Source organism: Asticcacaulis sp. (genome assembly GCA_024707255.1).
Taxonomy (GTDB): Bacteria; Pseudomonadota; Alphaproteobacteria; order Caulobacterales; family Caulobacteraceae; genus Asticcacaulis.
The window spans coordinates 1,377,330-1,389,709 of record JANQAC010000002.1 but is presented as its reverse complement, the minus strand read 5'-3'; the positions used below and the strand labels follow the sequence as shown (position 1 = coordinate 1,389,709).

Sequence of the window (12,380 nt, the reverse complement as noted above, 5' to 3'; positions counted from 1 at the left end):
TGAAAACAATGACTTATGATCTCGTTGTGATCGGTTCCGGTCCGGGCGGTTATGAAGGCGCGATCCGTGCCTCGCAGAACGGCCTGAAAGTCGCCATCGTCGAGCGTGAATTGCTTGGCGGTATCTGCCTGAACTGGGGCTGTATTCCCACCAAGGCGCTGCTGAAATCGGCCGAGGTGTTCGACAAGATCAATCACCTCGGTGATTACGGCCTGACCGGTGAAAAGCCAGGCTTCGACTTTGAGAAGGTGGTGGCGCGCTCGCGCGCCGTCGCCAAGCAGCTCAATGGCGGCGTCGGCTATCTGATGAAGAAGAACAAGATCGACGTGATCGAGGGCTTCGCCACGCTGGAGCCGGGCAAGGATGCGCCGAAGGTTCGCGTCAAGCTCAACAAAGGCGGCGAGCAGGTTGTAGACGCCAAGAACGTCATGCTGGCCGTCGGTGCCCGCGCCCGTGAAATCCCCGCCATCGGCGCGGTTTCGGACGGCGATCGCATCTGGACCTACCGCAACGCCCTGTCGCCCAACCGCATGCCGAAGTCGCTGGTCGTCATCGGCTCGGGCGCCATCGGGATCGAATTTGCCAGCTTTTACAGGTCGTTGGGCGCGGACGTTACCGTGGTGGAAGCGCTCGATCGCATCCTGCCGGTTGAGGACAAGGAAGTCTCCGCTGAGGCTCAAAAAGCCTTTGAGAAACGCGGTTTCAAATTCCGCATCGGCGCGAAAGTCACCAAGGTCGAGAAGTCCGCTTCCGGCGTGAAGGTCTCGGTTGAGGTTGGCGGCAAGGCTGAAGTGTTAGAGGCCGAAGGCTGCATCGTCGCTGTCGGTATCGTGGCCAACACCGAAAACCTCGGCCTGGAAAAGCTGGGCGTCGAGATGGACCGCGGTCACATCAAGAACGACAGCCACGGCAAGACCAACGTGAAAGGGCTGTACGCCATCGGCGACTGCGCCGGACCGCCCTGGCTGGCCCACAAGGCAAGCCACGAAGCCGTCCATGCCGCCGACTATATGGCCGGCAAGAAGCTCTCCAATCTCAATCCGCCGATCCCTGGCTGTACCTATGCCACCCCGGAAGTCGCCTCAGTCGGCATCACTGAGCAGGGCGCCAAGGAAAAGGGCCTGGATATCAAGATCGGCCGCTTCCCGTTCAAGGCCAACGGCAAGGCGATCGCCGCCGGCGAGCCGGGTGGCTTCGTAAAGGTGATCTTCGACAAGAAGACCGGCGCGCTTCTGGGTGCGCACCTGATTGGCGCCAACGTCACGGAAATGGTGCAGGGCTTCTGCCTGGCCATCACCATGGAAGCAACCGAAGAAGACCTGCAGGGCACCGTCTTCCCGCACCCGACCATGTCGGAAGCGATTCTCGAAGCCTCGCTCGACGCCGATGGCCGGATGATCAATCTGTAAAACTCATGTGGTTTGGGGCCAAAGAACGTTCTTGGGGCTCCAAGTCTTCTCTATTCCAAAGAAAAACCCGGTCCAAAAGACCGGGTTTTTCTTTGGAACAAGGCAAGGTTTGTGGGGTCACAGACCCCACGCCCCATTTGCTTTCAGGCCCAGCCAGTCACGCACCGCAGGAATGCGACGTAAAACCAACCATTCGAGCAAGCCAACAACGATCAGGCTTAAGCCCAGCACCGGCAGGAAGATACCTAATACGATAATGATCAGGGCCAGGCCGGGCGCCAGCTTTTCGTCGGGTAAAAGCTGTGGCGCGCCAAGCCGGTTAGTAGGTCGCCGCTGCCACCACATGACCACGGCACTGACGCACAGGGTCATCAGACCGAGCGCCGTCAGAACGCCCAATGCCTGGTTGAGCGGACCGAACAACTGGCCTTCGTGGGCGGCGATTCCATACCCCACGGCCTGATCGAGCGGCTTCTTGTCGGCAAAGTTTTCGCGGCTGATCACCTCCAGCATGGTGGGATCAATCATCATAGTGACGCGCTGTGGGCGGTTGCCGGTATCGGAGGCCAGCTTCCATAAAGTATCGCCTTTGGCTGGTGCACTAAGCGTCACCGGCGCGGGCAGGTTCAGCGCGCGGGCGGTATCGAGCAGGGCATCCAGCCGACTTAGATCGGTGGATACCGTGCCTTCGGCTTTCAGCATTTTCTTCTCGTCGGCGCGGCCCTGGCTCCAGGCTTGGGCCACTGGTGCCGGGCTGGCGATGGCGCGGACAGACTTGAAGACATTGCCCCAGACATAGGTCCAGGGCAGGCCAGTCAGCAGCAGGAACAGCGCCAGCGCCGAGACATAGATGCCGACCACCGCATGAATATCGCGCCAGAAGATGCGCTTGCCCATATTGAGGCGAGGATAAAGCAGCCCGGCGATGCCTTTGATATCGCGCGGCCACCACAGGTAAAGCCCCGTCAGGATCATGACGATGGCCCAGCAGGCCGCAAGTTCGACAATGACCTGACCAAAACGGCCGGCAAACAGTTCACCATGGATGGTTTTGACGACCTCCATAAAGCGAGCGTCTTCAGGGACTTGTTTCAGTATCTTCAGGCTTTTTGGATGAACGTAGAGACGAATTTTGTCATCACCTTTGAGGACGATGACGCGTGCAGCATCATGAGCATCCGGCCGGACTTCGATGGCCTTGAAGCGTGAACCCGGTACGGCAGCTACCGCGGCCTTGACGATTGCGTCCGCCGGTTGCGGCGCGCCGGCAAAGGCCAGGTGATCGTATTTCGCATCAATGGCGGCCTCGATTTGCGGTTTGAAGAGGTAGATCGGGCCGGTGATCGACAGGATGATAATGAACGGTATGCACACCAGTCCGGCATAAAAATGCCAGCGCCAGAACATGCGATAGTCGATAACCTTTTGTTTTTCTTTTTCCATGCCTTAGTTCCGATACTTCAGTTCCAGCATGTAGCTGCGTTGCGGCATGGGGTGCGACACATAGGCCTGATCGTTATTGGCGTTATCTACGCCGAAGCTGATCTGCGTGGCCTTGGTCAGGTCATAGCTGATGCGCGTATCGAGGAAAAAATACTCCGTTTGGTAGCCATAGGCATCGCCGCGCACCAGGCCGAACAGGTCGGAATTGGGCCGTGAACCATAACGCCAGCCGATGGAGGCTTTCAGCTTTGGCGTGAAGGCGTAGCGCAGATTGCCGTTACTGCGCCATTTCGGAATGCGAGGGAACTGCACGCCTTCGGAACTCGGCGCGGTGCTGTTCTTTTCGGTGCGGGCATCCATCCAGGAGGTGCTGGCTTCGATCGTCAGGCCATTAATGAGCAGGTCGTGCGATTCGAAAATCAGTTCGACACCAGACTGGTTCATACGGTCGATATTCTGGTAACGCGAGACCACCGTGCCGTCGTCGAGGATACCCTGATAGCTGAAGATGGCGTCATCAATCGACTGGTTGAACAGGCTGCCGGTCAGGGTAATGCGATCAAAGTGCCGCCGGGCAATCAGGCTGATATCGTGTGAGACTTCCGGTTTGAGGTTTGGATCGAAGCTGGTGGGGTCGATGGTGGTCTGACCGGCATTGATCTTGCCCTGGAACAGTTCGCCGACCGTGGGGAAGCGTGTGGCTGTGCCCAGGCTCAGTTGCAAATTATAGGGGCCGACGTCGCCCTGCAGGCTGGCCTTGGGGGAAAAGGCGCTGTCATGACGATCCGGGTAATATTGCAGCGCCCCGCCCGAGCTGATGCCGCCGTCAAAAGCGCGCCAGTCGTCATAACGACCGCCGAGGGTCAGGACAGCGCGGCCCAAGTCAATGGCATCTTCAGCAAAGATGCCGGTAATCGACGTCTTGCCCAGGGTGCGCGAGGCAAAAACCGGATCGGTGGCCGTGCGCCATTGGCTTGTATTATAGGTGCTGGCATCGGTCTGGTAGAGGTTGGAGGTCACACCAAAAGCCAGATCATGACGGCCGAGTGTCTGTTCGATCGTGCCATCGAAGGTCCACCAGCCAGGGTGGTTGTAAAGCGTCCGCTGGCCGGCGGCGCTGACCAGATCCAATGAGGTGCGGCTTTGCCACTTGCCGATATCGTAATGTGACAGGTTGGCCGATACGTCCCAGCCGCTCCAGTTTCCGGAGAGGCGCAGGCCCGTCAGGGTCTCAAGGCGGTCCATGCCGGAATATGTGGTGCCCTTGGCGACATAGTTGACGCCATTGAAACTGACCTTGGTGCCGGCGGCAGTGGGCAGGACGGTGTTGCCATTGGCATCAACCAGCCAGGAGACCGGATTGTCGAGATTTTGTTTTGTTTGCCACAGCATGGCCAGCGCATCGAGCTTCCAGCCATTATCCCAGGCATAACCGACACGCAGACGGGCCTGGTCCTGGGTGACATCTACCGGTGAGGCGGCGCCGAAAACGGGCGTGGCCAGACGATCATCGACATAGGCGCCGGTCACGGGGGTATAGGTGCCGGCCGTGCTCGATTTGGCCAGCAGGTTATAGGTCATGGACTGGCCGGTATTCTCGAAATGGCGGAACGAGGCGCGCGCCGACCAACCGGAAGTCTTCGCCTTGTAATCCAGCCCGCCTTCAACCGAATAGCCGCTGAATGTCTGGTCGAAACCATATTCCCTGAACGGCATAGTGAATGCCTGCACGGAGCCGTACATGTCGGTCTTCTTTGGTGTTTCCGTGGTGATCGAGACCACGCCGCCCATCGAATTGCCGCCGTAATGCGCCGAATAGGGCCCGTAGACGATATCGAACTGGCGGATTTCAGCCGGCCCGACCACATTCCATTTCGGCGGATAATCGTAGCGGTTGCCGAGGAAGTTGGAGACAACATAACCATCTACCAGCACGAGCGTACGGGCGCTCTGAACCGTGTTTGCGCCGCGCAGGGCGACCACGGCGTTGTCATCACCGACAAAGCGTTTGCGCACGAAGAAGTTCGGCGCATATTTCATCAGGTCTTCGACATTGATGGCGTTGATGGCGTCGAACTGTTCGTGGCCGAGAGAGACCGACAAACCGCGTGGCACAACGGTGATCGGGGCGTTTTTCTGGCCGACGACGATGACTTCTTTTGGCATGTCGCCAGTTTCGGCGTCGGCCGTTTCCGCATGAGCGACGAAGGGTAGGAAAGGCAGCAGGGAGGCAGAGGCGATGAGCGCGGCGATGAGCGCTTTGGACGCATTGATTTTCATGATTTTAACCGTCTGAAACAGGCAAAAGGGTACGCCGGCGAAACTGCCAGCGAGTGTGCTTTCGGGAATCAGATTTCAGACGGAGGGCCGCAGGAATGCGGACGAGGCGGGGCGCGCGCCTTAATTGGGCTGCGGCGGCTGGAAGGCGCGAAATCGGCGTGAGAGATTTCGTAGACGGCTGGCTGGAAAATCGGCTGCGGCGTGGTGATGGCCGTAATGGAGGCCAGCACGCACTGTGCGCACTTCAGGCCGGCCAGGCCCGGCTTCTTGACAGGCGACTTGATGACCACCTTGTCAATGATCGGCTGGCTATCCATGCCGGACGTACACAGCACCATCTGCACACCATGCGCTGAAGGCATGGCCATGACCTGCGGCGGGAACAGGATCTGCGTGAGCAGGGCCATGACCACGGCGAGCAGCGTCCAGAAGCGGACTTCTGAATCGCGGGGTGTCTTGCCTGTGGAAAAGGTCAGGGCCATATTTGCGCCATAAGATGAAGCGTGGCCGCTGTCAATGCGGCATCAGGCCGCCAGTTCGGCCATTTTTTGCAGGGTGACATAGTCCGTCTTGCCGGACCCCAGCACGGGCACGGTCTCGATCCTGAGAATTTTCTTAGGGATCGCCAGAACCGGCGTGCCGTTCTCCTTTGCCCAGTTCGTCAGGCGCGATACGTCAGCATCGCCCTTGTCGGTGATCAGCACCAGGCGCTCGCCCTTTTTGTCATCCGATACGGCCACCACGGCGTGGCGGTTATCCGGCCAGACCTCCTCGGCGATGCGTTCCACGGCCGTGAGCGAGACCATCTCACCGGCGATCTTGGCGAAACGTTTGGCGCGGCCAAGGATAGTGACAAAGCCTTCCTGGTCGATATTGACGATGTCGCCGGTATCATGCCAGCCGTCTTTCGGCGCTTCGATCACATCCGGGCGCTCGATATTGATATAGCCGCCCATGATGTTCGGTCCCTTGACCCACAGGCGGCCACCACCGGTAATGCCTTCGACCGGCTCCAGGCGCGCTTCCATTTCGGGCAGCATGACGCCGACCGTGCCATAATGGTTATTGTCGGGGAAATTGACGGCCACTACCGGCGAACATTCGGTCACGCCGTAGCCTTCCAGGATGGGGATGCCGCCGAACTGGGTCTTGAAAAGATGGTGAGTTTCGTCGCGCACCTTCTCGGCGCCACAGACGATGAATTCCAGCGATTTGAAGTCCTCAGGCGCACCGGACCGGGCATACTGGTTGACGAAGGTATCCGTCGAGAACAGCAGGGAGGCCTTCGATCTCGCGCAGCAGTTCCGGAATGACCTTCACATGCAGCGGCGAGGGGTACTGGAAGCTGCGCAGGCCGGCCAGCAGGGGCAGGATGACGCCGCCGGTCAGGCCGAGCGAATGGAAGATCGGCAGCGGATTGAAGGCGACCCAGTCGGGTTTCAGTTCAATATGGGCTTCGATCTGGCGAGTATTGGAAACGAGGTTGGACTGGGTCAGGACCACACCGCGCGGCGTGCCGAAACTGCCGGACGTAAAGAGAATAACGCCGATATCGGAGGCTTTCGTCTTTTTGACGAACAGGCCCGGTAGCCTGGAGGCGGCGACGGCGAACAGCTTGTCGACCGTAGATACTTCCTTGCGGATATCATCAAGATAGATGATCCGCACATAGGGCTTCAGGCTCTCGATCAGGTCTTCGAGCTTGGCGTTTTCCACAAAGCGGCGCGAGGACAAAACCGTCTTGACCTGGCCGGTCTGGATCGCGGCCTTCACATTGGCCTGGCCGGCGGTGAAATTGATCATCACCGGCACCTTGCCGAGCGCATGGAGGGCGAAGAAGGACACGGCGCCGCCGGTCGAGGTCGGCAGCATCATGCCGATGCGGTCTTCATTGCCGAGGTAACGCTTCAACAGGCGTGACAGAGCGAAGACGCCGGTAATGAACAGGCCGTAGCTCAGCGGTTTGCGGTCCTGGTCTTCGATGATGACCTTGCCGGCGCTGAACCGGCTCTGCGCCTCGATTAGGGCATCAAACAGCGAGGTCTGGGTGTCGCTGGCCTTAAACTCGCGCTTCATGCACGAAAACTCCCCTCGGGCACGGCCCGCCGCCAACACGGCAGGTCCGGCGACCCTGATTATCACGCCATTCCAACCCTCGGATCGGAATGGCCACTGTTCACCATACTAGCCGATGGAAACTGAACAGGTCAAAGGGGAAGATGCGGGCAATCCGGTAAGAAACCGATCAGGGCGTGGTGTCGACCTTCACCTTTTGGATGGTTCGGACATTTATCACGACTTCCGACCTGGGATCAGGCGATGGAATGGCGGCCGCATGGGCGTTCGGCAGCCTATTCAGTGCGATAACTGGGGCTGAAGTGGTGTCGACGACGGGCGTCGGAACCGCAATGGGATAAGCCGTTATCGTCGGTTTCAATACCCTATAAGCTTTGTTTGCAGGTGACTGTGATGGGGAAATTATATGCCATGATGATAGAGTAGGTGCTGCAGGTGGCTCAGGGGGCGCTGGCGGTTCGGCCAGCGGGGCGGGCGATTCGATTATGGGCGCTGGCGGGGCGGGCGGTACAGGCGGAAGCGGTGCGACAGGCGCCTTGGGAGCCTTCAGCCGCTGGTTTTCTGCCTTCTTGCGCGCCCATTCTGCCTTGCTGGCGGCCTTTTGCGCGGCCATCTGAGCCTTGGCGGCCACAGCGGCGGCGCGAGCCTGGGCAGCGATGGCGTCGGGGTCGAGGTTAAGCAGGGCGACGCGCGCCGCATCGGCCTTGGCGTGCTGGGTTTCGGCCAGAACCTGGGCAGCGATGGCATCCGGATCGATATCGTGCGCAATGCCCTGGCGTTCCATGTCCGCCTTGGCCTGCATGGCATCGGCGCGGGCCTGGGCCGCCAAAGCCTGCGGATCGATATCGATGTCCTTGGCATTGGCGATATCGGCCCTGGCTTTCATGACTTCGGCACGGACCTGGGCGGCGATGGCGTCAGGATCGATATCGTCTGTTTCGGATTGATTAGACCAGTTGAGCTTGACATCCGGCACACTGACACTAGCCGGCGCGACAGTGGTCGAGACTTGCGGTTCTGGTGCCGGATGGCCGGTAATGGCTTCCTGCAGGCTGGCTAGGGCCAGATTGGCGGTGGCGGTGACCTTTGCCGTCTTTTCCGGGCATATCTTGTGCGCAGCCTCGGTGACCGGTGCGGCGGCGAAGGCCGTCAGGGTCAGGAGCATGACGGGCAGCAGGACGAAGGCGACCGGACGCACTTTCAGGCGGGAGTCCGGTGTTTCACCCAGGATGCGGGAAATACGCGACAGCAGTTCGTGGCGCCCCTGGCCGTTCAGGGCCATGGCAAGGTTGGCCGGGGCGAGGTTGGCCGGCATACCGCGGCGCTGTTCTTCGAGGTTGAGCAGGGCGGTGGCATAGGTGATCGGATCGTCGCAGGTGCGGATGGCGGCATCGTCACAGCACAGTTCGCGCTGTTCGCGTAAGCGGGCGCCGATCCACCAGACGGCGGGATGATAGAAGAACAGGGTCTCGATCAGGTTCTGGACCAGGTTCCACAGATAATCGGCGCGGCGGATATGCTCCAGTTCGTGTGACAGAACGGCGTCAAGCTGCGCTGGCGACAGCGAGGTCACGGCCGACAGCGGCAGATATACTACCGAACGGAAGGCGCCGACGACGAACGGTCCGGTGATCGCGGGATGCAGGCGGACCTGCACCTTGCCGGTCAGGCCAAAGCGACGGAGCAGGGCGCTGAAGCGATCCTGAACCGCGATCGGCGCTGCCTGAGCGTGCTTTTTCAGGCCATGAACCTGCCACAGACGGCTGGCCATGCGGAAGGTCAGGGCCAGGACGCCCATCAACCAAAAGGCATCAAGCCAGGGCAGCCAGTTCGACAGGCTCTGGGACAGAGTCTGGGCCTGGGCGCTGTCAAACAGGGGCGAGGCAGATACGGTGCCGGCAGCCACGGGCTGGTAAAGCCGGATTTCTTCATAAATATAGGTCGCCAGGGCAGCCAGGGTCATGGCCAGCAGGGCCGCCAATCCGAGCGTATAGCGTGCCTGCGGCCTCAGGTTCGGCCGGAAAAGCTCCGTCAGCTTGTAGGCGGCGGCGATAAGCGCGGCCTGCCAGCAGAAATGTACCAGGGTAAAGCCGAGCGCTTCCATATGGGGATTCATCACGCACCTCTTTTGCGCTCTATGAGCGCCTTGATCAGTTGAATCTCTTCATCGCTGGCCGGTTGCAGGGAGAGAGCATGCATGGCCAGAAGGGCGGGGGAGCCCGAAAACAGTTTGTCACTCAGGTCTTTCAGCAACTGGCCCTGCATGTCTTCCTCGCGCATGGCGGCGGTATAGATGTGCGCCTTGCCGTCTTCGGTGCGCGACACAAGGCCCTTGTCGAGCATGATCTGCATGGTTTTCAGGACCGTCGTATACCCCATTTCACGCTCCGTGGACAGCACCTCGAAGACTTCGCGCACCGTGGCGGAGCCTTTGCTCCACAGGGCGCGGAGGATTTCCAGTTCGGATTCGGTCGGTTTGCGGGCGGGAGTATCTGATTGGGTCATGGACAAGATATACGAAGGTCTTCGTATTGAGTCAACGAAAATCTTCGTAGATGCGGAGGGGTTGCCATGAGCGTGAAGGTTCGTCTTTAATATGCGGCAGGGGAGCGGCAACGGAGGACACCAATGCACCGATATTTCCTGCCCCTTTTGCTGGCCTTTACGGCGCCCTCGACTTTTGCGCAGACACCTTCGCCCGCCGATCTTTACGGGCCGTTGTTCATTCAGGTTCAGACACAGAAGATATTCCCCGACGGCAAGACCTTTGTCGACATGACGGCCAGACGGCCCGCCGCCGATATCATGGCCGATTATCAGGCGCATCCGCCGCAAACCCGCGAGGCGCTGACGGCGTTTGTTGCGGCCAATTTTGATCCGCCGGCGGAACCGGTGTCTCCGCCGCCATCCGGTGAACGCCTCAGCCTGAAGGCGCATATTGCCAGCCTGTGGCCGCAATTGGCGCGTCCGGCGCTAGCGGCCCGTGAGGGCTCATCAGCGCTTCCGCTGCCGGAACCCTATGTCGTGCCCGGCGGGCGGTTCCGTGAAATCTATTACTGGGACAGCTATTTCACGATGCTGGGCCTGTATGCGGATGGCCAGGATGCACTGGCGCAATCCATGCTGACCGACTTTGAAAGCCTGATCGAGCGTTACGGCCATATTCCCAATGGGGCGCGCAGCTATTATCTCAGCCGATCGCAGCCGCCGGTCTTCGCCCTGATGCTGGAGATCAAGCCTTCGGCCGACCCCGGCAGACAGTCGCGTGAACTGGCCGCCTTGCGCAAGGAACACGATTACTGGATGGCGGGCAGCTATTGCGCGGTGAAATATACGCCCTGCCAGCGGGTTGTGGTCATGCCGGATGGCAGCCAGCTCAATCGTTACTGGGATGACCGCGATACGCCGCGCGAGGAATCCTATGCCGAAGATGTGGCGACCGCCGCCAAAAGCGATCGCCCCGCCGCCGAGGTCTATCGGGATTTGCGCGCCGCGGCGGAAAGTGGCTGGGATTTCAGTTCGCGCTGGCTGAAGGAACCAATGGACCTGTCGAGCATACGCACCACGGATATCGTGCCGGTCGATCTCAACAGTCTGTTATGGAAGCAGGAAACGATCATCGCTGATCGCTGCCGCAAGCTGGCGGATATTGTCTGCGCCACCCAGTACGATAATTGGGCGAAGGCGCGCAAAAAGGCGATCACGCGCTATTTGTGGCGTGATCACCGTTTTGCCGATTACGATCTCGGCACCGGCCGGCCTACCCTGACAGCATCGGCCGCTATGCTTTACCCGTTGTTTGTCGGTCTGGCCACGGACGCACAAGCCAAGGCGACGGCCCGGCTGACGCGCCTGCAACTGACGGCGCAAGGCGGGCTGCGCACGACGCAGAACCCGACCGGCCAGCAATGGGACAGCCCGAATGGCTGGGCGCCGCTGCAATGGATCGCGGTCAAGGGGCTTAGTGATTATGGTTATGATAAACAGGCGCAAGATCTGGCGGGGCGCTTTATCCACACTGTGGACCTGACTTACCGCGAGACCGGCAAGATGCTGGAAAAATACGATGTCGAGACGCGGCGGCCGGGCGGCGGCGGGGAATATCCATTACAGGATGGTTTCGGCTGGACCAATGGTGTGACGCGGGCCCTGCTGGCAGAGTATCCTGACCTTGATCCGGATCAGTGAATGCTCGGCAACTGCGCCTGAATAAAGGCGTTTGCGCTTGCGCCGAGGGTTTCCGGATTGCCACCGGCTTGAAGGGTGCAGTGGGGCAGGCGGGCGCACAGGGCGCTGGCCGTATTCGCCTGATTGGTAGTGCCTGTTTTTGGTTCTATTATAAGGACTTGCGCGCCATCTTTGAGAGTGGTGAGGGGCAGGTGCTGGCCATTCAGATCGGCATATGCCTTCTGCATCTGTTTTTGCCAGTTTTCGCTTTTCTGACGCATCCGAAGATCGGGATTGGACATCTGCCAGGTTTGCGCGATGCCACCCCAGTAGCCGGATTGGGCGGCGTCGCGGTGCCAGGGTTCGCCCCTGGCGATCGGGCCACCGAGATAAGGATCGTAGCCGATAAAGCCTTTCAGGTTGTCATCTTTCAGCAGGGTTGAAAGGGACAGGGCCGTGAGCGCGCTGTAACCGGTGCCGATAACGAACAGGGGTTTATTGGGCGAAGGCTTGATAATATCCCGGATGAAATCACGCGCCACAAGCTGGCCGTCATGATAACTTTTGATGAAAACGCTCTGATTTTGCAAAAGATAATGGCCTGATCCACCCTGGCCGGGGGCTTCCAGCAGCCAGACGCCATAACCCGCGTCCAGCCATTGCCGCATCAGTTCGAAATAGACCTCGGCCGGATAATCGGCATCGGCAAGGATCAGCACCTGGGCCCTGGGATTGATCGGCGGCGACGCCACGCCATAGCGCGCTTCAGGCAGGGAGCCGGCGCGATAACCGCCCCACACAAAGCCCTCCGGCGGGTAGTACTGCGGCGACAGTCCGGCCGGAATCTGGCTGTCGAGAAAGGCCTGGCCCGGTTGTCTGTCGTGGTCACCGAATTTTGAACAGGCGGCCACGCCAATGACGGCGCTCAGGGCAAGCGCCAATATCACGGATTTTCGACAAGGTAACGCGCCCATTCCCCAATCTATACGGGAGATTCCGTGAACC

At 59.8% G+C, this 12,380-nt stretch carries 8 protein-coding genes and 1 pseudogene; 2 read left to right on the top strand and 7 right to left on the bottom strand.

Features of this window, described 5'->3' with window-relative positions:
* The first annotated feature begins 8 nt into the window (after positions 1-8).
* Positions 9-1,409 (top strand): dihydrolipoyl dehydrogenase, encoded by a 1,401-nt coding sequence (lpdA, locus tag NVV72_17850; GenBank protein ID MCR6661092.1) that lies wholly within the window; start codon positions 9-11, stop codon positions 1,407-1,409.
* 117 nt (positions 1,410-1,526) lie between these two features.
* On the opposite strand, the gene NVV72_17845 is transcribed toward lpdA, so the two are convergent.
* The 6 genes and pseudogenes from NVV72_17845 to NVV72_17820 all read right to left on the bottom strand — a co-directional run bounded on the left by NVV72_17845 (position 1,527) and on the right by NVV72_17820 (position 9,713).
* The gene (locus NVV72_17845; protein MCR6661091.1) at positions 1,527-2,852 is read right to left on the bottom strand and encodes a PepSY domain-containing protein; all 1,326 of its coding nucleotides are present in this window, start codon (positions 2,850-2,852) and stop codon (positions 1,527-1,529) included.
* Between the two features lie 3 nt (positions 2,853-2,855).
* A complete protein-coding gene (locus NVV72_17840; protein ID MCR6661090.1) occupies positions 2,856-5,132 on the bottom strand; it encodes a TonB-dependent receptor in 2,277 nt (758 codons plus the stop codon).
* Between the two features lie 68 nt (positions 5,133-5,200).
* On the bottom strand, positions 5,201-5,614 hold the full coding sequence (locus tag NVV72_17835; GenBank protein MCR6661089.1) for a hypothetical protein: 414 nt from the start codon (positions 5,612-5,614) through the stop codon (positions 5,201-5,203).
* A gap of 42 nt (positions 5,615-5,656) precedes the next feature.
* Positions 5,657-7,208 (bottom strand): annotated as a pseudogene (locus tag NVV72_17830) (AMP-binding protein).
* Positions 7,209-7,377: 169 nt separating this feature from the next.
* Entirely contained in the window at positions 7,378-9,324 is a 1,947-nt protein-coding gene (locus NVV72_17825) for a M56 family metallopeptidase (GenBank protein MCR6661088.1), read from the bottom strand.
* Positions 9,324-9,713 carry a BlaI/MecI/CopY family transcriptional regulator gene (locus NVV72_17820; GenBank protein ID MCR6661087.1) on the bottom strand — a complete coding sequence of 130 codons (390 nt, stop codon included), beginning with the start codon at positions 9,711-9,713 and terminating at the stop codon, positions 9,324-9,326. The genes NVV72_17825 and NVV72_17820 overlap by 1 nt, the downstream gene beginning before the upstream one ends.
* A 123-nt stretch (positions 9,714-9,836) precedes the next feature.
* Here NVV72_17820 and treF point away from each other — a divergent pair, with 123 nt between their 5' ends.
* Positions 9,837-11,396: an alpha,alpha-trehalase TreF gene (treF, locus tag NVV72_17815; GenBank protein ID MCR6661086.1), complete on the top strand. Its 1,560-nt coding sequence runs from the start codon at positions 9,837-9,839 to the stop codon at positions 11,394-11,396.
* Here treF and NVV72_17810 read toward each other — a convergent pair.
* A complete protein-coding gene (locus NVV72_17810) occupies positions 11,390-12,322 on the bottom strand; it encodes an alpha/beta hydrolase (GenBank protein ID MCR6661085.1) in 933 nt (310 codons plus the stop codon). The two genes, treF and NVV72_17810, sit on opposite strands and share 7 nt — an antisense overlap.
* Positions 12,323-12,380 lie beyond the last annotated feature (58 nt).